This is a genomic window from Streptomyces sp. NPDC037273 (assembly GCF_055603625.1).
Genome location: NZ_JBVJVO010000005.1, coordinates 94,164 through 119,193, shown reverse-complemented (window position 1 = coordinate 119,193; position 25,030 = coordinate 94,164). Strand labels below are relative to the sequence as shown.

The window sequence follows — 25,030 nt, the reverse complement described above, 5'->3', positions numbered from 1 at the left end:
TCTCTTCCGGCTCTTCCGACGGTTCCGTCGGTTCCGCGGTTCGCGCGGCTTCCGCAAAGCGGAGGGAGTCGTTCATCGGTCGTCAGCCCTTCGCCCGCGCGATCGCGCGGTGCCGGAGGAACGGGTGGACGGGGTCGTCGGCGTCGAGCAGAGACCAGGGGTGCCGGCTCAGCCGGTCGCCGAGCGCGAGGAAGTGCGGCGCCGCGGCGGCGTGGTGACCACCGAGGGAGAGTGCGGCGGCGAAGTACCCGTGCGCCGCCGTCCAGTGGAAGCCAGGACGGTACGAGGGGTGCAGCACCGAGCGTTCGGCGGCGGCGATCAGTTCGTCCCGCACCACGGGCCGGGCCAGGTACTCCTCGCCGTCGTCACCGTCGTCGTACTCGTCCTAGTCGTTCTCCAGCGCCCACCACTTCTCCATGTGCGCCTCGGCCACGAGGACGGGCGTGGGCGACCCCTCCGGCGCGGCGGCGGCCGCCTCCTGGGCGAACCCCAGGGCCTCCTCCCAGCTGCCGGACCACTTCGGGCACAGCATCTGCAACAGGTGGCTCTGCGCCGGATAGTGATGCGGATGGTGCGCGGCGAGCCGATCGTGGCGCCGGCGTGCCTCCGACGCCCCGAGCCGGAGCTCGCGGGCCGTGAGGACCCTGAGATTCCAGGCGAGGGCGTACGTGGGGTGCTCGGCGCACACCTCCATGAGGAGGCGCTCGGCCCTGCCGAGCCACTGGAAGGAGTGGCCGATGTGGATGTACCGCTGAGCGAGAAGGGTCCGTGGCAGCGGGTCCCCGGGGTCCACGCCGACCGCCTCGGCGAGGAACGTTTCCGCACCTGCGGCGGCTCCCACGAACTCCGCGGCGAAGGCCCGCTCGTCCTCGTGCCCGAGGGCCGCGAAGAACCCCGACACGGCCGGCCAGTCGTGCGCGGCCACCGCGCTCCGCAGGGGTGCGAGCGCCGGCAGGGTGAGATGCGGTTCGAGTTGCGGGCGCGGCGGCGCCGACTTCGAGCTGGACACGGTGACTCGGTTCCCCCCGGAACGTGAAGCCCGCGGCGAGGGCCGCGGGCGATGGCAGGGAGGCTAGCAGCCGCCTTCACGAACGGAACAGGGGATTTCTGACGATGGACACGCAGGTCAGCGGCATGAAAGCACCGAATGCCGGGACTGTCGCCCGCGAAGCTCAGCCCTCCGCCAGCCTCAGGCCTCGGGAGTCAGTCCCAGGCGTCAGGTGTCGGGCATCGGGCATCGGGCGTCAGGCCTTACGCGCCGGGTCGTGCGGCCGAGCACCGCTGCTTCTCGGTGGCGGTGAGGGGGCCGGTCCGCTGGAAGAGGCGGTCGGGAAGGCCGGTCGCCGGTCCTTCGAAGGTGCCTGTGAGGGTCTGCTCGTGGCCGGCCTCGTCGCGGACGTTGAAGGTGCCGGTGCCCTTCTCGGTGGCCCGCTCGACCTCGACCCACGAGACCTCGCCGGGCGGGATGACCTCGGTGATGTCGCGGTAGTCGTACTTGGTCCAGGTGAAGGAGGTGGGTGTGCGCACCGTGCCGGCCGTCGTGGGGGTGCCGAAGTCCGATCGTCCCGGCGTCGAGTACTGGAGGGAGCGCGTCCGTGTGATGGCGTGGCGGGTGCAGTTGAAGAAGTTCTCGCCTTCGAGGGTGGCCTTCTCGTACCCCTTCGTGCTGCTGCGGACGGTGAGGTCGATCGTGCACGGCCAGGTGCCCTGTGCGTCGTGACACGTGCCGTCGATGGTGGTCACGGCCGGCACCGCGCGGGGGGCGGCCGGCACGGCGGCGGGGACGGGGGAGGCGGACGCCAGGGCGAGTACGGCTGCCGCGGCGGCGAGGATCGCTGTAGTGAGAGTGGTGCGCATGGTCGCTCCAACGGGGCGCCGGTGACCGGACGTCACGGCGGGGCGAACGCGATCACCCCGATGGCGGAGGGCGAATCCCCGTCCGCCGCACATTCGCCCCGCCGATCCCCTTACCCACAAGGGGGTTTGGCCTTAGCCTCACCAATGCGCGCAAGTTACCTGCCAGTTAACGAATCTGTATGGGCGCACCGGGCCCCGGAGGTCGACATGAGTTCCGCGCAGTACCCGCTGGAGAGCCGGCCCGCTTCGGTGGCGCACCTGTTCCTCGACAGGGTCGGGGCCACACCCGACCGCGAGGCGTACCGGTATCCCGTGGTGGCCGACCCGGGCGCTCCCGGCGCCGAGGAGTGGCGTTCGCTGACGTGGGCGGAGACCGCGGAGCGCGTCAAGGCGATAGCCGCCGGGCTGCTGACCCTCGGGCTGCGGCCCGAGGAACGGGTGGCGATCTCGTCCTCGACGCGCATCGAGTGGATCCTCGCCGACATGGGCGTGACCTGCGCGGGGGCGGCGGCGACGGCCGTGTATCCGAGCACCAACGCCGACGAGACGGCGTACATCCTCGCGGACTCCGGCAGCCGGGCGATCTTCGTCGAGGACGCCGTCCAGCTGGCCAAGGTGGCCGAGCACACGGACCGCCTGCCGGACCTCGGTCACGCGATCCTCTTCGACCCCCAGGCGGAACCGGCTTCGATCGAGGGCGTCGAGGTGCTCGGCCTCGCCGAGCTGGAGGAACGGGGGAGGGCCCACCTGCGGGACCACCCGGACGCGATCGAGGCGGCGGTCCGGGCGATCGAGCCGGAACAGCTCGCCACGCTCATCTACACCTCCGGCACGACCGGCCGCCCGAAGGGCGTGCGCCTCGTGCACGACTGCTGGTCCTACCAGGGCGTCGCGCAGGAGGCCACCGGCCTCGTACTCCCCGACGACGTGCAGTTCCTGTGGCTGCCGCTGTCGCACGTCTTCGGCAAGGCCCTGATCTCCGGGCAGGTGAAGTCCGGCCATGTGATGGCCGTGGACGGGCGCATCGACCGCATAGTCACCAACCTGCCCGTCGTACGGCCCACCATCATGGCCTCCGCGCCGAGGGTCTTCGAGAAGGTCTACAACGGCATCGCGACCAAGGCGAGGGCCGAGGGCGGCGCCAAGTACAAGATCTTCCTGTGGGCGGCGAAGGTCGCCCGCGACTACGCGCGGACCGGGCAGGAACAGATGGTGGCCACCGGTCGCCGCAAGGTGCCCCTGGGGCTCTCCCTCCAGCACGCCGTCGCCGACAGACTGGTCTACGGCAAGATCCGCGCGGCCTTCGGCGGCGCGCTGCGCGGCAGCGCCTCGGGTGCCGCCGCCCTCGCCCCGGAGATCGGCTACTTCTTCGCCGGCGCGGGCGTGCCCGTGTTGGAGGGCTACGGCCTGACGGAGACCAGCGCGGGCTGCACGGTCAACCCCGCCGACGACTGCCGGGTCGGCACGGTCGGCAGACCCCTCCCCGGCACGGAGGTCCGCATCGCCGAGGACGGCGAGATCCTCCTGCGCGGCCCCGGCATCATGCGCGGCTACCACAACCTCCCGGACAAGACCGCGGAGGTCCTCGAAAGCGACGGCTGGTTCCGCACCGGCGACATCGGCGACATCGACAAGGACGGCTTCGTCCGCATCACCGACCGCAAGAAGGACCTCTTCAAGACCTCGGGCGGCAAGTACGTGGCCCCCTCCGAGATCGAGGGCCGCTTCAAGGCCGTCTGCCCGTACGTCAGCAACATCCTGGTCATCGGCAACGGCCGCAACTACTGCACCGCCCTGATCACCCTCGACGAGGCCGCGATCATGCCCTGGGCCGCGTCCCAGGGCCACAAGGGACGCGGTTACGCCGAGGTCGTCACCTCCCCGGAGGCCCACGCCCTCATCGACGGCTTCGTCCAGCGCGTCAACGGCGACCTCCAGCGCTGGCAGACCATCAAGAAGTTCGCCCTCCTGCCCCGCGACCTCGACATCGAACACGGCGAGCTCACCCCCAGCCTCAAGGTCAAACGCCCCGTCGTCGAGAGCGAGTACGCCGACCTCGTCGAGGCCATGTACGAAGGCTCCCGCGAGGCCTGACCCGCCCGCCGCCCCTCACCGCCGCCCCTCACGCGCTGCCGCTCGCACGCCGCCGCTCAGGACGTACGGGGAGCGACCAGGCCCGACTCGTAGGCGAAGATAACGAGTTGGGCCCGGTCGCGCGCCCGGAGCTTGGTCATGGCCCGGTTGACATGGGTCTTCGCGGTGAGCGGGCTGATCACCATGCGCTCGGCGATCTCGTCGTTCGACATGCCCTGGGCGACCAGAACGACCGCCTCGCGCTCCCGGCCCGTCAGCTCCCGAAGGCCCTCGTCGGTGCCCAAGGGGAGGGGCTGGGCGACGTACCGGTCGATCAGCTTCCGGGTGATCGACGGGGCGAGCAGCGCCTCACCCCGTGCGGCCACCCGCACGGCGTGCAGGAAGTCCTCCGGCAGGACGTCCTTGACGAGAAACCCGGCGGCACCCGCCCGCAGCGCGTGGAACACGTACTCGTCGAAGCCGTAGTTCGTCAGGATCACGACACGCACCCCGGCCAGCTCCGGATCCGCCGCGATACGCCGGGTCGCCTCGATGCCGTCCACGACCGGCATCTGGACGTCGACGAGCGCCACATCAGGCAGCAGCCGCCTCGCCAGCTCCACCGCCTCACCGCCGTCGGACGCCTCGGCCACCACCTCGATGTCGTCCTCGAGATCCAGCAGCGCGCGGAACCCGCTGCGGATGAGCGGCTGGTCGTCGACCAGCAGGACACGGATCACGACGACCTCCGCACGGTGGGATCGGACAAGCGGAGACGGGCCATCACGACCGGACCACGGGCAGTTCGGCGTGGACGGCGAAGCCGCCCCCGTCCCGCGGTTCGGCGCGCAGCCGGCCACCGAGAGCGGTGACGCGCTCCCGCATGCCCAGCAGCCCAAGACCGGGCGCCGGGGCGGCCCCCGGCCTCGCCCTGCCGTCGTCGACCACGGCGATCACGAGCGAGTCGGGCCCACAGTCGATCCGCACCGACGCCGTGTCCGCGTCCGCGTGCCGGGCGACATTGGTGAGCGACTCCTGCACGATCCGGTAGACGGTCCGGCCCACCGCCGCCGACACGTCGGGCCGCGCCCCCTCGACCGACAGCGTCGCGTCCAGCCCGAACGTCCGCGCCCGCCGCACCAGATCCGGCACGTCGTCGAGCCCCCGCGGCGGAGACGTATCGTCGTCGCGCAGCGCCTCCAAGGTCGCCCGCAGCTCCCGGCTCGCCTCACGACCCGCCTCCTGGATCGCGAGCAACGCGGCCGGCACCTCCTCGCCCCGCTTCCGCGCCACATGCACCGCGACCTCCGCCTGAACCTTGATCACCGAGATCTGGTGCGTCAGCGCGTCGTGCAACTCCCGCGCGATCCGCAGCCGTTCCTCGTCCGCCCGACGCAGCGCCGTCTCCTCCCGGGTACGCTCCGCCTCGTCCGCCCGCTGCTCCGCCTGCCGCAACGCCTCACCCGCCGCGCCCGCCGCGACGAGCCAGGCGATCTCCAGTGCACCCCGAGCCTGCGCGAACGCCTCGCCCGTGTCGTGCAACCCCGCGACCAGCGCCGCCAGCGGCAGCAGCGCCAGTACGACCACACTCGCCGCCACCGTCACCGCCCGCCGCCCCGCCCGCACAGCCGCGTACACCGCGAACAGGAACGCCACCGCCGGCACGTCGAAGCCCGCCGCCTGATACCCCACGGCACACAACCCCGTGGCCCCCAGCACCACGACCGGCGCCCGCCCCCGCGCCACCAACGCCAGCCCGCCCACCGCGAGCAGCGCCCACCCCACCACGGCCCGACCGGACACCGCCCCCTGCTGCGACAACCCGGTCACCACAAGCACCGTCGCCACCCCCACGGCGATGCCCACGTCCCCGTACCGGGCCCACAGCCGCGCCACCCCTGCACTCATGCGCGCACCCTAGCCCGCCACCACCTGCCGCCGAGTCCCCCTCACAGACGAACCCCCACCTACCACGCCCGCAGTAGATCCACACCGCCTCCCACCCCCGCGGTACCCACCTGCCCCACCCGCGGCAGCCCCAAGTGTCCACACCCGCCGGACGACCGCGAGCCGCTCCCCCAGACATGCTGCAGACCTGCTCAGCCCACCGCCCGTCACGAAGTCCCGACACCTCGGTACCACGACGTCACGAACGAGGAGCCCCTCCATGCCCACCCGACCGTCTCCCCGCCGCCTGCTCGCCACTCTCACCACCGCCCTGGCCGCCGGCATCGCCCTCGCCGCCCCCGCATCCGCCGACCCCCTCGCCGCCAGCGCCTACACCTTCGGGGTCGGTCGCGCCGGAGCCACCGCCAGTGCCTTCATCGGCCTGGCCGGCCTCGTCGTCGGCTGCCTTGCCCTGGCCCGTCCCACCAGCCGCTTCAGCGTCACCCACGGCCCCCTCGGCGCCAGGACCTCCCTCGCGGCCGGGCTCGCCGGCACCGTGCTCGGCGTGATCTTCGCCGCCACCGCCAAGGGCGGCCTCGGCACCGGCAACGGACTCGGCGGCGCCTACGTCGCCATCCTCGTGGGTGCGATCAGCACGATCCTCGGCGCCCGCGCCATGAGCCGTACACGCCGGGGGGAGCCGGCCGGCCGGAGGTAGCCGGACCCGGGGGAGGGCAGGCCTGGGCCCCCGAAGGTGTGCTGAGCCGCACCCTGGTCAGCCGACGGTAACAACGTGGTCGGGCCGACCGCCCGGGGTGATGGTGACTTCGTGGACCGCGCCTCCCTCGGTGGTCATGCGAATCCGGTCGGGAGCCGTCCACACGGTCTCGCGGAGCGCGTTCTCGCTGGAGTCACCGTCGAAGCAGCCGACCGTCCAGCGGCGTTCCACAAGGCGGCTTCCCTGATGGACGTAGACGCACCAGAGAGGCTCGAAGTAGCCGCCCAGCGTCACCACGAGACGGCGGTCGCCGCGGCCGGGGGCCGCCGACTCCGTCTCCACCTCCTCGTCATCACCGAACGCCGCGGAAATGAAGCCGCCGAACAGCAAGATCGGAACGCCGATACCGAGCAACGTGGCGACCAAGGGCACCCGCAGCGAAGACGCCGGCAGGAGCCCCACCAGGACCGCCTCGGTGAGCGATGCCAGGGCGAGCCACCCCAGCAGAAGGACGTACTCGCGGAGCCAGACCAGCAGGACCAGTGCGCCCTCGTCGCGTGAACCGAGCCCGGCCACGGCCGCGGCGCCGAGCACGACCGCGACGGCCAGCAGCAGGTAGGCCGACGGTCTGCGATATCGGCTCAAGTCCATGCTCCCCCCGAACGGTGTGGATCACGCAGCCTACGGAAAAGACGAGTCACGGGCGAGGGCCGACAAGTGCCAAGGATGTGCCTGGCCGTAGCGGGCACGCACCGGCCGCCTCCCGGGCGCATATCGCGGACGTATCGAAAACCGCATACGCCACCGCAACGCCCCACCCCCTCCAATAGCGGCATGACCCACACCGCCTCCCCGCCACGCTCACCCCGACCCGGCAGCCCCGCACGCCGCGTCCTGTTCATCGGTCTGGCGGTGCTCGTCACGGCGGGCGCGCTGTTCTTCGTGCGGGGGCCGCTGATGATGTCCGCGCCGAGGTGCATGGCGGGGCGTTGGCACGGGTGCTTCGACACGTTCAACGGCGTGGTGTTGATGACGCTGGTCACCGTGCCCGTCGCCGTGCTCGTGGCGGGAGTCCTGGCGTGGTGGCGGCGTGCGGCCGGTGTCGGAGGTGCGTGGCGGTTGTCGCTGGCGGAGGTGGGGATGGTGCACGGGACGGTGCCGTTCCTGTGGCTGACCATGATGCCGGGGGAGGGGGCGGGGGTCGTCCCCGCACGGGTGAGTCTCGTGCCGTTGCGGGACCTGGTCACCATGGGGTCGCTGGGGATCGTGGGGAACCTGCTGGTGTTCGCGTCGCTGGGGTTCTTCGCCCCGATGCGGTTCGCCGCGCTGGCGTCGCCGTCACGGATCCTGGCGCTCGGGGCCGGCTGCTCGGTTCTGGTCGAGACCGCGCAGTACGCGCTGAGCCTCGACCGGGTGTCCTCCGTGGACGACGTCCTGGTCAACGCCACCGGAGCCGTACTGGCAGGGCTGGCGTCCCGCCGCTGGTGGCGAACTAGGGAGGAGGCCGCCGCACGGTGAACCGCGCGCCCGACGCGCGGGCGACGCCCCGCCGTCCCACGCATACGGCGGCGATATGTCGTGCTGCTTAGGCTTCGGGCATGCGTGTACTGATCGTGGAGGACGAGCCCTACCTGGCCGAGGCCGTACGGGACGGGCTGCGGCTGGAGGCGATCGCCGCCGACATCGCGGGCGACGGCGATACGGCCCTGGAGCTGCTCAGTGTCCATGCGTATGACTTGGCGGTCCTGGATCGGGACATCCCCGGACCCTCGGGCGACGAGGTCGCCCGGCGCATCGTGGCGTCCGGCAGCGGCATTCCGATCCTCATGCTGACGGCCGCCGACCGGATCGACGACAAGGCGTCGGGGTTCGAGCTCGGTGCCGACGACTATCTCACCAAGCCGTTCGACCTCCGCGAGCTCGTGCTTCGGCTGAGGGCCCTGGACCGTAGACGCGCGTATGCCCGGCCGCCGGTCCGGGAGATCGGGGGTCTGCGGGTGGATCCCTTCCGCCGTGAGGTGTATCGCGACGGGCGTTTCGTCGCGCTGACCCGGAAGCAGTTCGCCGTGCTGGACGTCCTCGTCGCAGCCGAAGGCGGGATCGTCAGCGCCGAGGAACTCCTCGAACGCGCCTGGGACGAGAACGCCGACCCGCTGACCAACGCCGTCCGCATCACCGTCTCCGCCCTGCGCAAGCGACTCGGCGAGCCCTGGATCATCGCCACCGTCCCCGGCGTCGGCTACCGGATCGACACCCCGCCGCCGGCCGGCGGCGGGATCACCACCCCGGACGGCAGCCCGGATGCCTAGACGCCCGGGCCTCAGCGTCCGCCTCAAGCTCACGCTCAGCTACGCCGGCTTCCTCGCGCTCGCGGGTGCCCTCCTGCTGGTCGTGGTCTGGGCCTTCCTGCTGCGTTACGTCCCCGACAACTCGCAGGGCCTCCTGGGAATCGCCCCCAACCGCTACCTGCTCGTTCGCACCTTCGCCCCCGCCGCGGCGGTCGCGATGGCGTTCCTGCTCGTGTTCGGCCTCGTCGGGGGCTGGTTCCTCGCGGGCCGGATGCTCGCGCCGCTGACCAGGATCACGGACGCGGCGCGGAGGGCAGGGAGTGGATCGCTGTCGCACCGGATCCAGCTTGAGGGCCGCCGGGACGAGTTCCGCGAACTGTCGGACGTCTTCGACAGCATGCTCGACCGGCTCGAATCGCACGTCGCCGAGCAGCAGCGCTTCGCCGCGAACGCCTCGCACGAACTGCGCACCCCGCTCGCCGTCTCCCGCACGCTCCTGGACGTCGCGCGCAAGGACCCCACCCGCGACCGGACCGAACTCCTGGAACGCCTGCACAGCGTGAACACCCGCGCGATCGACCTCACCGAGGCCCTGCTGCTGCTGAGCCGCAGCGAGCGCGGGAACGTCACCCACGAGGGAGCGGACCTGTCCCTCGTCGCCGAGGAGGCCGCCGAGACCCTTCTTCCTCTCGCCGAGCAGCGCGGGATCATCCTCGACGTCACCGGGGAACCGGCACCGACCAGCGGTTCGGCGGAACTCCTGCTGCGGATGGCGACGAACCTCGTGCAGAACGCCATCGTCCACAACCTGCCCACCGGCGGCACCGTGACGGTCCACACCGAGACGTCACCGGACGGTGCCGTGAGCGTCCTGCGGGTGGAGAACACCGGCCGGCGGCTCCCTGCGGAACTGGTGCCGACCCTCACCGAACCCTTCCAGCGGGGAACGGAACGCACCCGCGGTGACGAGCACCCAGGCGTCGGTCTCGGCCTCGCCATCGTCCAGAGCGTCGTCCGCGCCCACGACGGGACGCTCGCCCTGGCCGCCCGCCCCGCCGGAGGTCTCGTGGTCACGGTCCGCCTGCCGGCCGCCGGCCGGGGCGAGTCCCGTACGCGCTGACTAGTCCCGTACGCCCTGCGAGCGCCGGGTCACGGCGCGAACGAGAGCATGCGCGGCTCGTGCTGGGCGTCGTCGCCGCTGACCGTCGACGGCGTGAGCACGAGCCGGTCGCCCACGTACGCCTTCTCCCCGACGACGCCCATCCCGAACTCGAACGGCGCGGTGGCGACGGGCAGTTTCAGCAGATCCTTCACCGTGTCCACCCCGCCGGGTCCGACTCGGAACACCCGCCCGGGTTCCTTGAGCGTGCCCACCTGGTAGACGATCCCCGTCTTCCCCGGGCCGACACGGAGGGGGAAGTAGCCGAACGACTGCCCCTCCGACTTCACGCCCCAGATCAGCTTCCCGGACGACAGCTCGTACGCCCCGACGCGATCCTTGCCGCTCAGGAGGACGAGGCCGCCACCGACGGCGGCCTCCCGGCAGGCCTGGGCGTCGCCGCTGGTGTCCACGGAGTCGCCGCAGTGCTTGAAACCCTTCGCCCGGGGATCGATGGTCCGGCGTGCCTTGCCGTCGGGTCCGAGGACGACGACCCGCCAGTCCGCCCCGCCGGTCTCCTTGCGCACGGTGGTGACGACGATCGGGTCGGCGGACGAGAGGACCTGACCGATCATCTGCCCCGGAGCGGTCCGATAGCGCCAGCGCACCTTGCCCGTGGCCGGATCGAGCTCCCGTAGCTGGGTGTACGCCTGCTCCAGGGAGCCGAGTGCGCAGTCGTCGAGGACCAGCAGCCTGCCTCCGCCCGCGACCCGCCCCGGGTAGCACTTCCCGGGGTCCTCCATCGGGATGCCGTACAGCTTGCGCCCGTCGCTCACCCGGTACGCGGTGGCCTTGAGACTCTGGACGATCGCGAAGGTCCCGGCACCCACCGCACTGTCCACCAGGATCGTGCTGTCACCGGCCCCCGTCTCGGCCAGCCGCTGCTGCCAGCCGGCCTTGCCGGTCCGCAGGTCGATCATGCGCAGCTGGTTGCACCGGGCACCCGTCCACGCCTCGACGTTCTGCAGGACGATCACGACCTTCCCGTCGGGCGTCGGGTGGACGGGCGTCTCGCACACCGGCGTCGGCAGCGCCACACTCCACACCTCGGCACCGTCGCTGAGCCGGTGCGCCACGACCCGCTTGTACACGGCCTGCACGGCCGTGTCGCCCACGATCCACAGGTTCCGCAGCGGGATGCTCCGCCGGGGCAGGTCGGTCCGGTCGTCGACGACCCAGGCCCCGGCCTCTCCGTCGCGCCGCTGCCGCGCGATCTCCTCCGTGGAGGGGATGCGCCGGGCCTGGGCCGTGGGCTTCCCGTCCGGCGGGGGAGTGGCCCCGGTCTCCGACGGCCGCCCTGACCCTTCGGCGACGGGCGAACGGCCCTTCTCCGGCGCGTCCCACTGCTTCACCAGGTACACCCCGGCGCCGGCCAGGAGCAGAAGTACGAGAGCCGCGGCGACCACGGGGCCTCGCCGGCGCCGGCGCGGAACGGGCGGAGGTGGCGGCCCGTACCCCTGAGGGGCGTACGGATTGTCCGGCACCGGCCAAGGCGGCGGGCTGTGCCGGTACCAGGGCTCGTTCGACTGCGACATCCGCTTTCCCCCATGCGACGACGACACGGCCCTTCGTTCCCCGCCGGTCTCCGTGGCGGGAACTCCCTTCCAGGGGGCCGTTCTGATCCTGGGTCAGGCTAGCGACCCGCGAAGGGGCCGTTCAGGGCGGCCCATTGCAGGAGCAGGATGGTCTTGCCGTCGGCGATGCGTCCGTCGTGGGCCATGGCGAGGGCGTCGGTGAAGGGGAGTTCGAGTACGTCGATGTCCTCGCCCTCCTCCTCGACGCCGCCGCCGTCCGTGGTGCGGTCGGCGGGGGTGTAGGGGGCGGCGTAGAAGTGGAGGCGCTCGGTGACCGAGCCGGGGCTCATGTAGGCGTCGAGGACGTGGGTGACCGGGCCCAGGGTGACGCCGAGTTCCTCGGCGCTCTCGCGCCGGATCGCGGAGAGCGGGTCGTCGCCGTCGAGGAGTCCGGCCGCCGCCTCGACGAGCATGCCGTCCGGGTGGCCGTTGACATAGGCCGGGTAGCGGAACTGCCGGGTGAGCAGCACCTGTCCGCGTTCCGTGTCGTACGGCAGGACGACCGCCCCGTTCCCGCGGTCGTACGTCTCCCGCTGCTGGGTGACCCAACGCCCATCGCGGCGCCGGTAGTCGAAGGTGGTGCGGCGCAGTACGTGCCAGCCCCGGGAGGTGAGCTCGACGTCGCGGACCACGACGTCCGGGTTGCCGTCCAGGTCGCGCCCGGCGCGGTCGAGCCCCGTGCGGCCGCGGTGGTCGGGGGTGTCGATGCCGGGGCGGGCGTTCATCGGCGTATCGGTCATGCCGGGTTACGATACATGCAGAAACGTGCAAGAACAGGAGAGAACGCGGATGCTGGCTGCCGAACGGCGCGACCACCTGCTCGATCTGCTCGCCCGCGAGGGCAAGATCGTCGCCAAGGACGTCGCCGCCGCACTGGGGATCTCCGAGGACAGCGTGCGCCGTGACCTGCGCGATCTGGCCGCCGAAGGGCTGTGTCAGAGGGTGTACGGCGGTGCGCTGCCCGTCTCGCCCGCGGTGGCCGACTACGCCGCCCGGCAGGCCGTCGCGCCCGACGGCAAGCAACGGGTCGCCGCGGTGGCCGCCGGCCTGGTCTCCCCGGGTGCCGCCCTGATCCTCGACGGCGGCACGACCGCCCTCGCCGTCGCCCGCGCCCTTCCGAGGGACCTCGTCTGTACGGTCATCACCCACAGCCCGACGATCGCCTCGGCCCTGCTCGACCACCCCGCGGCGGAGCTCTTCCTCCTCGGCGGCCGTGTCTTCAAGCACTCGGCGGTCACCTGCGGCGCCGCCGCCGTGGAAGCCGCGCAGAACATCTCCGCCGACCTCTGCCTCCTCGGCGTCACCGGCGTCCACCCCGAGGCGGGGCTGACCACGGGAGACGCGGAGGAGGCGGCGATGAAGCGTGCCTTGTCCGCGCGCGCGGCCGACACGTACGTCCTCGCCTCCTCCGAGAAGATCGGAACGGCGTCCCGCTTCCGTGTCCTGCCCTGGGAGGGGATCAGTGGTGTGATCACCGACGCCGACCCCGCCGATCCGGTCATCGCGCAGCTCAGGGCGATGGGCGTCGGGGTCCTGGCGGCCGACTGAGGCGCGGCGGGCGGCCAGGGCGCGAACCGTCCACTCGGGACCGCGCCGGCCGCACTCCATGTCAACCAAGGTTGACACCCGGGGCGTGTCAACGTAAGTTGACACCATGACCGATGCGACCGATCTCGCCGCGCGAGCGGGCGACCGTGACCCCCGGGTCGGGCTGCGAGCCGTCTCCGCGCTGAGGCGACTCCTCGAACAGCTGGAAGCCGTCCAGGTGCGCAGCGCGCGTAACCAGGGCTGGTCGTGGCAGGAGATCGCGGCCGAACTGGGAGTCACCCGACAGGCCGTCCACAAGAAGTACGGGAGGCAGTGATGTTCGAACGGTTCACCTCACCCGCGCGCGCCGTCGTCAGGGGCGCGGTCGAGCACGCGGCGCGGGAGGGCGCGAAAGCCGTCACCGACGAGCACGTCCTCCTCGCCCTCCTCGACCGCGAGGACACCCGTGCCGCCGCCGCTCTCCAGGCCCTCTGCCCGCCCGACCGCCGCCCGTCCCTCGTCTCCACCCTCACCGACGCCCGCCGCCGCGCCGGCCTCTCCCGCGCGGACGCCGAGGCGCTCGCCGACCTCGGTATCGACGTCGACGCGATCGTCTCCCGGGTCGAGGAGGCACACGGCCCCGGCGCCCTCACCGGCCACCACGAACCCTCCGCCAAGCGGGCCGGCCGCCGGCCCTTCTCCCGCGAGGCCAAGACCCTCCTGGAGAAGTCGCTCCGCGTCGCCGTCGCCCGCAAGGACCGCCACATCGGCGACGAACACCTGCTGCTTGCCCTCACCCTCTCCGGCGGACTCGTCGCCGAGACCCTCGCGGACCACGGCGTCACCTACACCGGCGTCGAGGCCGCTCTGCTCGCCCCGCAGGCCCCCTGAGATCCGCGTGCGCTGGGCGCGTTGGGTTGCGCGTAACCCCGCGGCCATCCTCGACTGCGAGGCTCCCCAGCGAACGAAAGTTGTCTGTACAACTTGGAGATCTCATGGTGTCACTCGCCACCGCCCCACCGTTCTGGCTGCGCGACAACTGCCCCTGCGCCGAATGCCGCGACCCCCGCAACGGCCAGAAGCTGTTCCAGATCACCGACATCCCCGCCGCGCTCGCCGTCGACACCGTCCGCGACTCCCGCACCCCCGACGGCGCCCCCGCCCGGGAGGTCGTCTGGGCCCCCGACGGACACCGTTCCGTCTACGCCGAGACGTGGCTCGGCGCCCATCTCCTCGGTGCGGCCGCCGCACCCGGCGACGGCCGCACCGAGGACGACAAGGAGCTGTGGGCGGCGAGCCGTTTCGAGGACGGGCTGCCCGAGGTCGACTGGGACGCGTACACCACCGACCCGGCGACCCGCGCCGACGCGCTCGACTCCGTCCTGCGCCTCGGCTTCGTCCTGCTGCGCGGCGTCCCCGTCCGCGACCGCCAAGTCCTCGACGTGGCAAGCAGTTTCGGCTACGTCCGCGAGACCAACTACGGCGAGCTCTTCGAGGTCCGCGTCGAGGCCGACCCCAACAACCTCGCCTTCACCGGCGCCCGCATCACCCCGCACACCGACAACCCCTACCGCGACCCCGTTCCGACCCTCCAGCTGCTCCACTGCCTCACCAACGCGGCCCAGGGCGGCGATTCGGGACTCGTCGACGGCTTCCACGCCGCAGTCCTGCTGCGCGCCGAGGACCCGGAGGCGTACGAGATCCTCACCCGCGTCCCCGTCCCCTTCGCCTTCGTCGACGAGCACACCGAACTCCGCGCCCACCGGCCGCTGATCGACACCGACCCCGTCGGCCGGCTGCGCGAGATCCGCTTCAACAACCGCTCCATCGCCACCCTGCGGCTGCCCGCCGACCTCCTCGACGCCTTCTACGCCGCCTACCGCAAATTCGGCGAACTGCTGCTGCGCCCCGAGCTCCAGCTGGACTTCCGGCTCGCTCCGGGCGACTGCCTGATCTTCGACAACACACGGCTGCTGCACGCCCGAACCGCCTTCGCCGAGTCCGGCGACCGCCACCTCCAGGGCGCCTACGCCGACATCGACGGCCTCGCCTCCACCCTCGCCGTCCTGCGCCGCGAGGAGGCCGGCAGGTGACCGCGCCCGACCCCCTCGACATCCTCGCCGCCCTCTTCCGGGGCGAAGGCAGCGCCGAATACCTCGGCGAGGACGTCACCCAGGCCGAGCACATGCTTCAGGCCGGCGCCCTCGCCGAAGCGGCGGCCGCCCCGCCCCACCTCGTCGCGGCGGCGCTCCTGCACGACGTCGGCCACTTCCAGGGAGCCGTCACCGGCCGCGACCTGATGGAGAACGGCACCGACAACCGGCACAGCCACACCGGGGCCGACTGGCTCGGCCAGTGGTTCGGGCCCGAAGTCACCCGACCCGTACGCCTGCACGTCGCCGCCAAGCGGTACCTCTGCGCCGTCGAACCCGGCTACTTCGCCCTCCTGTCCGAAGCCTCCGTGCACACCCTGGCCGTTCAGGGCGGGCCCATGACCGAGGACCACGTGCGCGCCTTCGAGGCTGACCCGGGCGCGGCCGACGCCGTCGCCGTACGCCGCTGGGACGAGCAGGCCAAGGACCCGCAGCTGCCGACCCCCGACTTCGCGCACTTCCGGCCGCTGCTCGCCGCCCTGGTCCGCCCCTCCTGACAGCACCCCGGAAACGACTGAACCCGGGGTCCCCGACCCCGGGTTCAACCGTGTGCGTATACGGAGGGCTCAGGCGCCCAGTCTGCGGCCCAGCGCGCTCGTCGCCGTCGAGCTCTGCATCGTGAACGCCACCGTCCCCGGCAGATAGCGGTCCTGCGACCACTCCACCGGCGTCCCCGCCGGGTCCGTCGAATGCCGTCGCTCCCGCAGCAGTGACTCCCCGACCCGGCAGCCGAGCAGCTCCGCGTCGTCCGCGTCGGCCGGCACCAGGTCGATGGTGTGCCGCGCGTCCGCGAACAGCACGCCGTGCAGCTCCAGTTGCTCCGAGTGCGAGACCGCGTCCCGCGGCAGCCCGGCCACCAGCACCCCGATCCGCTCCGGGTACGTCGTCCGCTCCACCATCACCGGAGCGCCCGCGAGCGTCCGCAGCCGACGCACCCGGTAAACCGGCGCGCCCTCCTCGACGCGCAGCTTCTCCGCCTCCTCAGCGTCCGCCGGCACCCGGTCCACGGCCACGATGCGGCCGCCCGGCTCCTCGCCGAGCGAGCGCGCCCAGCGGGTGAACGAGCGCAGCTCGCCGAAGCTGTGCAGCCGGGGCCCGCCGAGGACCACCCGGCGCGAGCCGCGCCGGGAGGTGATCAGGCCGTCGGTGCGCAGCGCGGCCAGCGCCTGGCGGACCGTGCCCCGGGACACGCCGTAGCGGCGGGCCAGTTCGTCCTCGGCGGGGAGCTTCGCCCCCGAACCGTACTCACCCGCCGTGATGGCGGTCCGCAGATCCCCCGCGACCTTCAGATACAGCGGCGTCCTGCCCCGTTCGTCACTCACGCGCCCACCCTGTCATGCGCGCGGCTCACCCGACCAGGGAGTTCAGCAGCTCGGGGTCGACCTCGGTCAACGACTCCGCCAGGGTGACACCCTCGGTTCCCGCGAAGTCCACCAGCGGTTCCGTCGACGGCACCGCGAGGACCCGGCAGCCCGCCGCGACGGCCGAGGTGACCCCCGTCGGACTGTCCTCCACCGCGACGCACCGCGCCGGGTCGGCGCCGAGCGCCACGGCCGCCGCCAGATACGGATCGGGCTGGGGCTTCGTCCGCGCGGTGTCCTCCGCGCCGAACAGCGCGTCGAACCGGTGCCCGTCCAGGGTGCTCGCCACCTGCGCGACGACCGCCCGGGGCGAGGCCGAGACCAGCGCCGTCGGCACCCGGCTCGCGCGCAGCGCCGAGAGCAGCCGCAGCGCGCCGGGTCGGGGAGCCGCCCCCACCGCGAGCCGGGCGGCGAACTCCGCGCCCAGCTCGGCGGCCAGTTCCGCGGCCGGCGCCGCCAGATGGGCGTGCAGCAGTTCGGCCGTGTCCTCGACGGACCGGCCCGTCACCGCCCTGCGCCGCTCGGCGTCCAACGTCCGGCCCCGGCGCGCGGCGGCGGCCTCCACCACGTCGAGCCAGACGCCCTCGGTGTCGACGAGCGTGCCGTCCATGTCGAAGAGGACCGCCTGCAGCCGCCTCACACCCCACCTCCGGCGGAGGCCAGGAGCACGGGCCGCGGCTGGGGGCGGACCGAGACGTCCGTGCCCGGCGTGAGACCGGCCGCGGTGTGCGTGGGGACGTCCGCCTTGACGTCGGTGCCGTCGGGCAGCGTGATCCGCAGCCGGGTCGTCGGGCCGTGGAACGACGTGCCGGTGACGTGTGCGGGGCCGCCCGCCGTCACCTCGAGCGCCTCGGGCCGCAGCAGCACCCGTACGTCCCCGGTGCGGCCGGAGGGCTCATCGACCGGCAGCGTCACTCCGAGCACCTCGACCTCGCGACCGCCGTCGGCGGCCCGGCCCGGCACCCTGTTCATGGTGCCGACGAACTCCGCGACGAAGTCCGTCGCGGGCCGCTCGTACAACTCCGTCGGAGAGGCGCACTGTTCGAGCCTTCCGCCGTTCATCACGGCGACCCGGTCGGCCATCGAGAGCGCCTCCTCCTGGTCGTGCGTGACGAAGACGGTGGTGATGCCGAGCTCCAGCTGAAGCCTGCGGATCTCCTCCCGCAGCGTCACCCGCACCCGGGCGTCGAGCGCGGAGAGCGGCTCGTCGAGCAGCAGCAGCCGGGGCCGCAGGGCGAGGGCGCGGGCCAGGGCGACCCGCTGCTGCTGGCCGCCGGAGAGCTGGTGCGGGAAACGGTCGCCGTGGCCCGCGAGCCCCACCAGGTCGAGCAGTTCGGCGGCACGGGCGCGCCGTTCGACGGACCGCACCTTGCGCATCCGCAGCCCGAAGGCCACGTTGTCGGCGGCGGTGAGGTGCGGGAAGAGGCTGTACGACTGGAACACCATCGCCGTGTCACGGCGGTCGGCGGGCACCGGCACGATGTCCTCGCCGTCGAGCAGCACCTGGCCCTCGTCAGGGCGCTCGAAACCGGCGAGCACGCGCAGCGCCGTCGTCTTGCCGCAGCCCGAGGGACCGAGCAGGGCGAGGAGCTCACCGGGAGCGACGTCGAGGTCGAGGCCGTCCAGGGCGACGGAGGAGCCGAAGGACCTGCGCAGACCGCGCAGCTTCAGGGCCGCCCCGGTCCGGGCGGAGATGTCGGGCACGGTGGTCATGGGGTGGGGGTCTTTCCTCGGGAGGCCGCGGCGGCCTCGGACGGGCGAGGGGAGCGCGGTGCGCGCCGGCGGCGGTTGCCCACGGTGGTCAGCCCGAGCAGCAGCACCCAGGTCAGCAGCAGGCTCAGCAGCGACACGGCCACCGAGAGCCGGGCGTCGGAGCCGGACGCCTGCACGATCCACACCGCGAAGGGCTGGAAACCGAGCAGCGAGGCGACCGTGAACTCGCCGAGCACGAGCGCGAGCGTCAGGAACGAGGCGTTCAGCAACGCGCCTCGCAGATTGGGCAGTACGGCCGAGACGAGCGCCCGGGGCCAGGACGCCCCGCAGTCCCGCGCGGCCTCCACCAGCGTGCGGACGTCGACGGAGCGCAGGCCCGCGTCGAGCGCCCGGTAGACGAAGGGCAGTGCCATCACGGCGTAGGCGAGGACCAGAACGAAGGGGAACTCCGGGTTCTGGACGGCCACGAAGGTCTGGTAGAGCGGGGTCGTCGAGAGCTTCTCAGGGCCCCAGCGCAGCACCGTCCCGAGCCCGGCGGTGAGCGCGACCGGCGGCACCACCAGCGGCAGCGTGCACACGACCTCCAGGACCGGCCGCAGCCGGGGCGCCGACAGCCGGGCCGCGACCGCCGCCGGGACGGTGATCAGGAGGACGAGCGCGACGGTCGCCGCCCCCAGCCCGAGCGACAGCAGCAGGCTGCCGGTGAAGCCGGGCGCGGCGAAGATCCGGGTGTACGAGGAGAGGGTGAGCCCCTGCCCGGGGATGTCCACGGTGAACACCGCGGACGCGAGCAACGGCACCAGGAAGTAGACCCCCGCGACCAGGAGGACGAGGGGACGTCCTAGGCGAGCCATCGGGTGCTCCTTCGCTGGAGGGGGAGGTGGACGGCCATCACGAGCGCCGCGACCACGACCATGTCGAGGCTCAGCGCGAGCGCCACGTTCTCCTGGCCGACCAGGACGTTGCCGGAGAGCGCGTCCGCGATCTGGAGGGTGACCAGAGGTACGGAACTGCCGACCATCGCCGCGGCCGTCGCGTACGCGGCGAAGGCGCTGCCGAAGAGCAGCACGAACCCGCCGAGCAGGGACGGCAGCAGCACTGGGAGGCCGACATGGCGCCAGTACTGCCAGGTCGTCGCGCCGTTGTCGTGGGCGGCCTCGCGCCACTGGACGCGGAGCCCGTCGAGCGCGGGCGCCACGGTCAGCACCATGAGCGGCACCAGGAAGTACAGATAGGTCAGGGCGAGGCCCCAGAACCCGTACAGCGACCAGCCGTGGTCCGCGAGCCCGAAGTGGGTGGTCAGGACGCCGGCGTTGCCGAGGGTGGCGACGAACGCGAAGGCCAGCGGGACGCCGCCGAAGTTGGCGAGCACCCCGGACGCGGTGAGGACGGCCTCGCGGAGCGCCCGGCCGCGCGAGGAGACCACGGCCTGAGCGAGCAGCAGCCCGAAGACCGTGCCGGCGGCGGCCGTGAGCGCGGACAGCTTCACGCTGCCGAGCAGCGCGGTGGCGTAGGCGCCGTCCACGGACCGGGCCAGGTTGTCCGGGCCGTACCCGCCGTCGGCGACGGTGAAGGCGCCGTCGGTCATGGCGAGCGCGGGCAGCCCGAAGGCGAGCGCGACGACGAGGAACAGCGGTACGGCGGCGAGCCAGCCGCCCGAGCGAGGCCGGCGCCGGGCCCGTGGCGGGCGTACGGCGGAGCCGTCGGTCATGGGGGAACCGGCGGTCCCGGTCGTCATGATCCCGGCCGCCCGCTGCGCTGCGTCGGTGCGGCCCGTGCCGACGCCGGACCCCGCCGGGGCCACCCGCGCGGTGTGCGCGCGGGCGGCCCCGGACGGGGCGGTGGAGGAGTGCGGAATCATCGAGGCGTCACCCGGCGACGGCCGCGGCCCAGCCCTGCGACAGGGTCTCCTTGGCCTTGGACGTCTGCTGCTCGGTGGGGAACTTTGGGGTGCCCGCGACCTTCGGCAGCGCCGCCGCGGCCGCCTTGTCGAGGGTGCCGTCGGCCTCCATGGCCGGCATGAGCACGGGCCGGGCGTGGCCCTTGAGCCACAGGTTCTGGCCCTCGGCGCTGTACAGGTACTCCTGCCACAGGCGGGCCGCCGCCGGGTGCGGGGCGTCCTTGTTGATCGCCTGGGAGTAGAACTGGGCGTAGACGCCGTCCGTGGGCACGGCGACCTTCCAGTCGACGCCCTTGGACGCGAACTGCTCGGCGTAGCCGGAGTTCAGGTAGTCCCAGTCGATGGAGATGGGCGTCTCGCCCTTCTCGACCGTGGCCGGCGTCGACTCGACCGGGTTGTAGTTGCCGTTCTTCTTCAGCTTCCCGAAGAAGTCGATGCCCGGTTGGATGTCGTCGAACGAGCCGCCGTTCGCCAGCGCCGCCGCGTACACGCCACCGAACGCCGAGCCCGACTTCGTCGGGTTGCCGTTGAGGGCGACCTTGCCCTTGTACTCGGGCTTGAGCAGGTCCGCGAAGGTCTGCGGGCAGACCGCGACGCGCTTGGCGTCGCAGCCGATCGAGACGTAGCCGCCGTAGTCGTTGAACCAGCGGCCCTGGCTGTCCCGCTGGGCCTCGGGGATCTTGCCGAACGCGGCGACCTTGTAGGGCGCGGTCAGGCCCTGGTCGCCCGCGGCCTGGGCGAACGCGGCGCCCAGGTCGAGCACGTCGGGTGCCCGGTCCTGGCCCTTGCGGGACTTCACCGCGTTGATCTCGTCCTGGCTTGAGCCGTCGGGGTTCTCGACGTTCACCTTGATGCCGTACTTCGCGGTGAAGCCGTCGATGATCGCGCCGTAGTTCGCCCAGTCGCGGGGGATGGCGATCGCGTTGAGCGTGCCCTCCTTCTTCGCCGCGGCGACGAGCGCGTCCATGCCGCCGGCGTCGGCGGCGGAGGAAGCGGCGGCGATGTTCTTGCCGTCGGCGCCGGCCGCGTCCTTCGTGGGGGCGGCGCCACAGGCGGTGAGGGTGAGGGCGGTGAGGCCGAGGGCGCCGAGAAGTGCGGCGGCGCGGGCAGGGGAGGTCACGCGTACTCCATGAGGGAAAGGGAGCGGGGCCAAGCTGTATGAACAACTGTTGTTCATACAACTCCTGCATTACGGAGGGCCGCGATGACCTTCCCGTGAACGCGAGGCGAAGACAGCCCTGCCATTCCCCGGCGGATCTGGTTACCCGCGAGTTCGCCGGCCCCTGCGCCGCCGCCTGCGCCCATCGCCGACGGCGTGCACCGGATCAGCCGAGGTGCGGCGGGACCCACGCGTGGTGTCGCAGGATCATGCGCGTGGCGACGCGCGACGGTGTCAGCCGCATCGCCGTGTTGCACAGGGCGACACCCACGGGGTGGGAAAGTCGCTGACCGACGCGCCCGGCCTGTCGGGCGGCTCGTGCGACGGCTTGGCTGCGGGGCCGCCGCTCGGAGCCGTAGCGCGCCGGCGCCGCCTCGGCGGTGGGTCCGGCGCCGAGGGCGGCGGCCAGCGTGACCGCGTCCTCGAGCGCCTGGCAGGCACCCTGTCCGAGGTGGGAGGTCATCGCATGGGCCGCGTCGCCCAGGAGCGCGATCCTTCCGACGGCGTACGAAGACAGGGGCGTGCGGAGCTCGTTGACGTCGTGGTGCAGCACGTCCTCGGGCCGGGTCGCGTCGAGCAGGGCGGGGATCGGGTGGTGCCAGGCGCCGAACTGCCGGTGCAGTTCGGCCAGCGGATCGGCGAACCGCGTTCCGGCGGGGAGGTCGAGGACCGCGTGCCACTCGGCCCGCCCGTCCAGGAGGGCGATGTGCCCGAACTCCGCGCCTCGGCCCCAGGTCAGCTCGAAGTCGGTACGCGGGTCGACCACGTGCTCGGTGATGGCGCGCAGCACCGTCGAGCCGCTGTGGACCGGGCCCGGGTGGTCCGGGAACAGACGGCTGCGGATCCCGCTGCCGACGCCGTCCGCCGCCACCACCGGATCGGCTTCCAGGACCGTGTCGCCGCAGCCGACGCGAACCGTCGCGGAGTCGACCTGTTCGACGGAGACGGCCTCGGATCCGATCAGCAGTGCGTCGGCAGGCAAGGCGTCTCGAAGCAGACGGTGCAAGGTGGAGCGCGGAAGGCCCGTGATCGGCGTGCCCACCGCCTGCTCCAGCACCACGCCGTCCATCCGGGCCAGCCACCCGCCCCCGGGTGTACGGATGCCTCCGCTGTACTGGCCTCGCGACGCCCCGCGCACCGCCGCGCCGACGCCGAGTTCGTCCAGCGCGCAGGCCGTTGGCGGCGAGTGAGATGCCCGCCCCGCGTCGTCGAGCACGGCCGCGCGCTCCACCACCGTCACCTCCCATCCGACGCGGCGCAGCCCGATCGCGACGGCGAGCCCGCCGATGCCACCTCCGACCACCACCGCGACCGCGCGGTGGGTCAGGCTGCGGATCCCTTCGTCGGCGAGTACGTCGATCGCCGAGTCCGACCGCAGAGCCGCGATGCCGCCCGTCCCCCGCGACAACGCCGGCCGCGAGGCGGTCCGGCGATTCCTCGCCACGCGCGGTGTCACGGACGTCGAGAATCGCACGCACACCCTCCTGACCTGCGTCGACGGACTTGTCTTCGACGGTCTGCTGAGCGGTGGCGAGGTATCGCGCGAGGCCCTGGAAGGCCTGGTCGCCGCCGCTCTGCGGTAGACCCCGTCACGCCCCGAGTAGGCGACTTCCGGCCAACATCGTGACGACTTCCGCTCTTCGGACAACCGGGAGCGCGGTCATCTCCTCTCACCCGGCGGGCGCGGGAAGTGCCTTGCACGGCGTACGGGCGGGGTGAGGGTCCCCGTCCCGTCGGACCGCGGCCCGTTTGCTCGGCACAGCACACGAAGGACGAGGGAACGATGACCACCACGCGCACAACCCCGCTGCGGCGTCCGCTGCTTGTCGGGACCACGGCTGTGGCCGCCATGGCGGTGACGGTCGGCTTCATGGCGGCGTCGCCGGAGACGGCGAAGGCCGCGTCGACGGGGCCGAAGCTGAGTCTGATCGCGGCGACCGACTCGGTGACGCTCACCTCCTGGAAGGAGGAGCCGGGTGTCTACCTGGACCTGGGGACGTATCTGACGGCGGAGGGAACGCCGTTGGAGCTGAAGGTGACCCGGAAGTCGTACAAGGATCCGGTCGTCGCCACCCAGACGGTGTACGAGGGGGGCAAGGCCAAGGCGAAGACGCTGCCGCTGGGGACGGTGAAGGACTTCTCCGGGCTGCCCGGCTTCGTCGAGGTCACCGTCACCGACAAGGACGGCAAGAAGGTCGTCGACAAGGCGGAGAGCTTCTGCCCGAACAACGCCAGCGGCCGGGTACGGCCCGACGCGCCCGCCACCTCGAAGTATCCCGAGAGCTGCCCCACCAACCCCTTCACGCTCGGTTCGGTGTGGGGCGTGGAGAAGGGCTGGGCCGCCAACACCTATGGCGGTTCCTACACGCAGCCCGTGAAGCTCGCCGCCGGTTCGTACACCGCGAAGGTGCGGGTCGCCAAGAAGTACCGGGACCTGTTCGGGATCGCCGACAAGCCCGCGACGGTGAAGGTCACCATCCAGGAGCGCAGCTGGGAGGAAGGCCGCGGCGCCGCCCGGGCGAACACCGCCGGCGAGCACGCCGGACACGGCGGCGCCCACCAGGCCCCGGCCGGTCACGCCGGACACGAGGCCGGACACGCGGCGGGCCACGGAGCGGGCCACGCCCCGTCCCCCGCCCAGCTCGCCGCGCCCGACACCAGCGGCGCCGGTCCCTCGTACAACGTGGGGCACGGCCCGCTGAAGGCCGCGCCGCCGGCCCTGCCCTGGGCGCTGAAGAGGCAGCAGGCCGCGCGCGCCGACCTGCAGGCCGCCGACACCACGGGCCAGACCGACGGCTCGCGCCAGGCACCGGCCCTCGCGCCGCAGGCGAAGCGTCCGACCGGGACCCCGTCGGTGCCCGACGTGCCGAAGCCCGACCTGCGCTCGCTGCCGGCCTACGGGATCATGATCAGCGACGGTGGCCAGAACGTCCCCGGCAAGGACTACCTGGCGTTCAGCGCCAACGTGTGGAACGCCGGCCCGGCCCAGCTCGTGGTGGACGGCTTCCGCTCGCCCGGCAAGGCCAAGATGGACGCCTACCAGTACTTCTACGACGCCAAGGGCAAGCAGGTCGGCTACACCCCGACCGGCACCATGGAGTGGGACCCCCGCCCCGGCCACGTGCACTGGCACTTCACCGACTTCGCCAGCTACCGGCTCCTGAAGGCCGACAAGAAGGAAGCGGTGCGCAGCGGCAAGGAGGCCTTCTGCCTCGCCAACACCGACGCCGTCGACTACACCGTGAAGAACGCCAACTGGCACCCGTACAACACCGACCTCGCCACCGCCTGCGGCCAGGAGAACTCCATCTCCGTCCGCGAGGTCCTCGACGTCGGCTCCGGTGACACCTACACCCAGGACCTTCCGGGCCAGTCCTTCGACATCACCGACGTCCCCAACGGCACCTACTACATCCAGGTCCTGGCCAACCCGGCCAAGCGCCTCAAGGAAACCAACCTCGACAACAACAGCGCCCTGCGCAAGGTCGTCCTCGGCGGCACCCCCGGTCAGCGCACCGTGACCGTCCCCGCGCACGACCTCGTCAACGCGAACTGACCCCGCACCACCCCACGCAGCGGGGGGGGGGGGGGGGGGGGGGGGGGGGGGGCGTTTTTGTTCTTCGCCCAGAAGGGGGGGTCGGGAAGGGGAGAGAGAATTGCT

General features: G+C 72.4%; 26 protein-coding genes and 1 pseudogene. 12 read left to right on the top strand and 15 right to left on the bottom strand.

Annotated features, from left to right (window positions below; translation table 11 throughout):
* Positions 1-82: 82 nt before the first annotated feature.
* The 3 genes from ACZ7G1_RS15505 to ACZ7G1_RS15495 all read right to left on the bottom strand — a co-directional run bounded on the left by ACZ7G1_RS15505 (position 83) and on the right by ACZ7G1_RS15495 (position 1,857).
* Complete coding sequence (locus tag ACZ7G1_RS15505; protein ID WP_470874712.1) at positions 83-337, bottom strand: hypothetical protein; 255 nt, start codon at positions 335-337, stop codon at positions 83-85.
* A gap of 48 nt (positions 338-385) precedes the next feature.
* Positions 386-1,009: a hypothetical protein gene (locus ACZ7G1_RS15500; protein WP_470874713.1), complete on the bottom strand. Its 624-nt coding sequence runs from the start codon at positions 1,007-1,009 to the stop codon at positions 386-388.
* A gap of 242 nt (positions 1,010-1,251) precedes the next feature.
* Complete coding sequence (locus ACZ7G1_RS15495) at positions 1,252-1,857, bottom strand: hypothetical protein (RefSeq protein ID WP_470874715.1); 606 nt, start codon at positions 1,855-1,857, stop codon at positions 1,252-1,254.
* Positions 1,858-2,064: 207 nt separating this feature from the next.
* On the opposite strand from ACZ7G1_RS15495, the gene ACZ7G1_RS15490 reads away from it, so the two are divergent.
* A complete protein-coding gene (locus ACZ7G1_RS15490) occupies positions 2,065-3,951 on the top strand; it encodes an AMP-dependent synthetase/ligase (RefSeq protein ID WP_470874717.1) in 1,887 nt (628 codons plus the stop codon).
* Between the two features lie 56 nt (positions 3,952-4,007).
* Here ACZ7G1_RS15490 and ACZ7G1_RS15485 read toward each other — a convergent pair whose 3' ends face one another.
* Together ACZ7G1_RS15485 and ACZ7G1_RS15480 are read right to left on the bottom strand one after the other, a co-directional pair.
* Positions 4,008-4,670: a response regulator gene (locus tag ACZ7G1_RS15485; RefSeq protein ID WP_470874718.1), complete on the bottom strand. Its 663-nt coding sequence runs from the start codon at positions 4,668-4,670 to the stop codon at positions 4,008-4,010.
* Positions 4,671-4,713: 43 nt separating this feature from the next.
* Entirely contained in the window at positions 4,714-5,838 is a 1,125-nt protein-coding gene (locus ACZ7G1_RS15480) for a sensor histidine kinase (protein WP_470874720.1), read from the bottom strand.
* A 259-nt stretch (positions 5,839-6,097) separates the two neighbouring features.
* Here ACZ7G1_RS15480 and ACZ7G1_RS15475 point away from each other — a divergent pair, with 259 nt between their 5' ends.
* Positions 6,098-6,535, top strand: a complete 438-nt coding sequence (locus ACZ7G1_RS15475; RefSeq protein ID WP_470874721.1) for a DUF6223 family protein — start codon at positions 6,098-6,100, stop codon at positions 6,533-6,535.
* A gap of 57 nt (positions 6,536-6,592) precedes the next feature.
* Here ACZ7G1_RS15475 and ACZ7G1_RS15470 read toward each other — a convergent pair whose 3' ends face one another.
* A complete protein-coding gene (locus tag ACZ7G1_RS15470; RefSeq protein ID WP_470874723.1) occupies positions 6,593-7,180 on the bottom strand; it encodes a hypothetical protein in 588 nt (195 codons plus the stop codon).
* Between the two features lie 189 nt (positions 7,181-7,369).
* On the opposite strand from ACZ7G1_RS15470, the gene ACZ7G1_RS15465 reads away from it, so the two are divergent.
* The 3 genes from ACZ7G1_RS15465 to ACZ7G1_RS15455 all read left to right on the top strand — a co-directional run bounded on the left by ACZ7G1_RS15465 (position 7,370) and on the right by ACZ7G1_RS15455 (position 9,943).
* Positions 7,370-8,053 (top strand): VanZ family protein, encoded by a 684-nt coding sequence (locus ACZ7G1_RS15465; protein WP_470874725.1) that lies wholly within the window; start codon positions 7,370-7,372, stop codon positions 8,051-8,053.
* Between the two features lie 80 nt (positions 8,054-8,133).
* A complete protein-coding gene (locus ACZ7G1_RS15460; RefSeq protein ID WP_470874726.1) occupies positions 8,134-8,844 on the top strand; it encodes a response regulator transcription factor in 711 nt (236 codons plus the stop codon).
* Complete coding sequence (locus ACZ7G1_RS15455; protein ID WP_470874727.1) at positions 8,837-9,943, top strand: sensor histidine kinase; 1,107 nt, start codon at positions 8,837-8,839, stop codon at positions 9,941-9,943. The genes ACZ7G1_RS15460 and ACZ7G1_RS15455 overlap by 8 nt, the downstream gene beginning before the upstream one ends.
* Positions 9,944-9,972: 29 nt before the next feature.
* On the opposite strand, the gene ACZ7G1_RS15450 is transcribed toward ACZ7G1_RS15455, so the two are convergent.
* Together ACZ7G1_RS15450 and ACZ7G1_RS15445 are read right to left on the bottom strand one after the other, a co-directional pair.
* Entirely contained in the window at positions 9,973-11,388 is a 1,416-nt protein-coding gene (locus ACZ7G1_RS15450; protein WP_470874729.1) for an outer membrane protein assembly factor BamB family protein, read from the bottom strand.
* A gap of 227 nt (positions 11,389-11,615) precedes the next feature.
* On the bottom strand, positions 11,616-12,281 hold the full coding sequence (locus tag ACZ7G1_RS15445) for an NUDIX domain-containing protein (protein ID WP_470874922.1): 666 nt from the start codon (positions 12,279-12,281) through the stop codon (positions 11,616-11,618).
* 64 nt (positions 12,282-12,345) lie between these two features.
* On the opposite strand from ACZ7G1_RS15445, the gene ACZ7G1_RS15440 reads away from it, so the two are divergent.
* The 5 genes from ACZ7G1_RS15440 (at position 12,346) to ACZ7G1_RS15420 (ending at position 15,733) form a co-directional block, all read left to right on the top strand.
* Complete coding sequence (locus ACZ7G1_RS15440; RefSeq protein WP_470874730.1) at positions 12,346-13,104, top strand: DeoR/GlpR family DNA-binding transcription regulator; 759 nt, start codon at positions 12,346-12,348, stop codon at positions 13,102-13,104.
* Positions 13,105-13,210: 106 nt separating this feature from the next.
* Complete coding sequence (locus tag ACZ7G1_RS15435; protein ID WP_470874732.1) at positions 13,211-13,420, top strand: RNA polymerase sigma factor sigma-70 region 4 domain-containing protein; 210 nt, start codon at positions 13,211-13,213, stop codon at positions 13,418-13,420.
* Positions 13,420-13,974: a Clp protease N-terminal domain-containing protein gene (locus ACZ7G1_RS15430; RefSeq protein WP_470874734.1), complete on the top strand. Its 555-nt coding sequence runs from the start codon at positions 13,420-13,422 to the stop codon at positions 13,972-13,974. The genes ACZ7G1_RS15435 and ACZ7G1_RS15430 overlap by 1 nt, the downstream gene beginning before the upstream one ends.
* Positions 13,975-14,078: 104 nt before the next feature.
* A complete protein-coding gene (gene tmpA / locus ACZ7G1_RS15425) occupies positions 14,079-15,176 on the top strand; it encodes a 2-trimethylaminoethylphosphonate dioxygenase (protein WP_470874736.1) in 1,098 nt (365 codons plus the stop codon).
* Positions 15,173-15,733: a phosphonate degradation HD-domain oxygenase gene (locus tag ACZ7G1_RS15420; protein WP_470874738.1), complete on the top strand. Its 561-nt coding sequence runs from the start codon at positions 15,173-15,175 to the stop codon at positions 15,731-15,733. Before tmpA ends, ACZ7G1_RS15420 begins: the two co-directional genes overlap by 4 nt.
* A 69-nt stretch (positions 15,734-15,802) precedes the next feature.
* On the opposite strand, the gene ACZ7G1_RS15415 is transcribed toward ACZ7G1_RS15420, so the two are convergent.
* The 7 genes from ACZ7G1_RS15415 to ACZ7G1_RS15385 all read right to left on the bottom strand — a co-directional run bounded on the left by ACZ7G1_RS15415 (position 15,803) and on the right by ACZ7G1_RS15385 (position 22,813).
* Entirely contained in the window at positions 15,803-16,558 is a 756-nt protein-coding gene (locus ACZ7G1_RS15415) for a GntR family transcriptional regulator (RefSeq protein ID WP_470874740.1), read from the bottom strand.
* A 25-nt stretch (positions 16,559-16,583) separates the two neighbouring features.
* Positions 16,584-17,237 carry an HAD family hydrolase gene (locus ACZ7G1_RS15410; protein WP_470874742.1) on the bottom strand — a complete coding sequence of 218 codons (654 nt, stop codon included), beginning with the start codon at positions 17,235-17,237 and terminating at the stop codon, positions 16,584-16,586.
* Positions 17,234-18,310 carry an ABC transporter ATP-binding protein gene (locus ACZ7G1_RS15405; protein ID WP_470874744.1) on the bottom strand — a complete coding sequence of 359 codons (1,077 nt, stop codon included), beginning with the start codon at positions 18,308-18,310 and terminating at the stop codon, positions 17,234-17,236. The genes ACZ7G1_RS15410 and ACZ7G1_RS15405 overlap by 4 nt, the downstream gene beginning before the upstream one ends.
* Positions 18,307-19,164 carry an ABC transporter permease gene (locus ACZ7G1_RS15400; protein ID WP_470874746.1) on the bottom strand — a complete coding sequence of 286 codons (858 nt, stop codon included), beginning with the start codon at positions 19,162-19,164 and terminating at the stop codon, positions 18,307-18,309. The genes ACZ7G1_RS15405 and ACZ7G1_RS15400 overlap by 4 nt, the downstream gene beginning before the upstream one ends.
* On the bottom strand, positions 19,152-20,021 hold the full coding sequence (locus ACZ7G1_RS15395) for an ABC transporter permease (protein ID WP_470874924.1): 870 nt from the start codon (positions 20,019-20,021) through the stop codon (positions 19,152-19,154). Before ACZ7G1_RS15395 ends, ACZ7G1_RS15400 begins: the two co-directional genes overlap by 13 nt.
* 157 nt (positions 20,022-20,178) lie before the next feature.
* Positions 20,179-21,330, bottom strand: coding sequence for an ABC transporter substrate-binding protein (locus tag ACZ7G1_RS15390; RefSeq protein ID WP_470874747.1), 1,152 nt, complete (start codon positions 21,328-21,330; stop codon positions 20,179-20,181).
* Positions 21,331-21,535: 205 nt separating this feature from the next.
* Entirely contained in the window at positions 21,536-22,813 is a 1,278-nt protein-coding gene (locus ACZ7G1_RS15385) for an FAD-dependent monooxygenase (RefSeq protein WP_471204148.1), read from the bottom strand.
* Here ACZ7G1_RS15385 and ACZ7G1_RS15380 point away from each other — a divergent pair.
* Positions 22,764-22,952, top strand: a pseudogene (locus tag ACZ7G1_RS15380) (TetR family transcriptional regulator); the annotation flags it as partial. The gene ACZ7G1_RS15385 and the pseudogene ACZ7G1_RS15380 sit on opposite strands and share 50 nt — an antisense overlap.
* Positions 22,953-23,152: 200 nt before the next feature.
* Entirely contained in the window at positions 23,153-24,925 is a 1,773-nt protein-coding gene (locus tag ACZ7G1_RS15375) for a lysyl oxidase family protein (protein ID WP_470874750.1), read from the top strand.
* The last annotated feature ends 105 nt before the right edge of the window (positions 24,926-25,030 follow it).

What these genes read in the sequence shown, in the direction of transcription:
- ACZ7G1_RS15395 (WP_470874924.1), bottom strand. Translation starts at nt 20,021, where the DNA reads ATGACCGACGGCTCCGCCGTACGCCCGCCACGGGCCCGGCGCCGGCCT.
- ACZ7G1_RS15430 (WP_470874734.1), top strand. Translation starts at nt 13,420, where the DNA reads ATGTTCGAACGGTTCACCTCACCCGCGCGCGCCGTCGTCAGGGGCGCG.
- ACZ7G1_RS15375 (WP_470874750.1), top strand. Translation starts at nt 23,153, where the DNA reads ATGACCACCACGCGCACAACCCCGCTGCGGCGTCCGCTGCTTGTCGGG.
- ACZ7G1_RS15435 (WP_470874732.1), top strand. Translation starts at nt 13,211, where the DNA reads ATGACCGATGCGACCGATCTCGCCGCGCGAGCGGGCGACCGTGACCCC.
- ACZ7G1_RS15440 (WP_470874730.1), top strand. Translation starts at nt 12,346, where the DNA reads ATGCTGGCTGCCGAACGGCGCGACCACCTGCTCGATCTGCTCGCCCGC.
- ACZ7G1_RS15475 (WP_470874721.1), top strand. Translation starts at nt 6,098, where the DNA reads ATGCCCACCCGACCGTCTCCCCGCCGCCTGCTCGCCACTCTCACCACC.
- tmpA (WP_470874736.1), top strand. Translation starts at nt 14,079, where the DNA reads ATGGTGTCACTCGCCACCGCCCCACCGTTCTGGCTGCGCGACAACTGC.
- ACZ7G1_RS15445 (WP_470874922.1), bottom strand. Translation starts at nt 12,281, where the DNA reads ATGAACGCCCGCCCCGGCATCGACACCCCCGACCACCGCGGCCGCACG.
- ACZ7G1_RS15405 (WP_470874744.1), bottom strand. Translation starts at nt 18,310, where the DNA reads ATGACCACCGTGCCCGACATCTCCGCCCGGACCGGGGCGGCCCTGAAG.
- ACZ7G1_RS15400 (WP_470874746.1), bottom strand. Translation starts at nt 19,164, where the DNA reads ATGGCTCGCCTAGGACGTCCCCTCGTCCTCCTGGTCGCGGGGGTCTAC.
- ACZ7G1_RS15455 (WP_470874727.1), top strand. Translation starts at nt 8,837, where the DNA reads ATGCCTAGACGCCCGGGCCTCAGCGTCCGCCTCAAGCTCACGCTCAGC.
- ACZ7G1_RS15465 (WP_470874725.1), top strand. Translation starts at nt 7,370, where the DNA reads ATGACCCACACCGCCTCCCCGCCACGCTCACCCCGACCCGGCAGCCCC.
- ACZ7G1_RS15480 (WP_470874720.1), bottom strand. Translation starts at nt 5,838, where the DNA reads ATGAGTGCAGGGGTGGCGCGGCTGTGGGCCCGGTACGGGGACGTGGGC.
- ACZ7G1_RS15490 (WP_470874717.1), top strand. Translation starts at nt 2,065, where the DNA reads ATGAGTTCCGCGCAGTACCCGCTGGAGAGCCGGCCCGCTTCGGTGGCG.
- ACZ7G1_RS15460 (WP_470874726.1), top strand. Translation starts at nt 8,134, where the DNA reads ATGCGTGTACTGATCGTGGAGGACGAGCCCTACCTGGCCGAGGCCGTA.
- ACZ7G1_RS15495 (WP_470874715.1), bottom strand. Translation starts at nt 1,857, where the DNA reads ATGCGCACCACTCTCACTACAGCGATCCTCGCCGCCGCGGCAGCCGTA.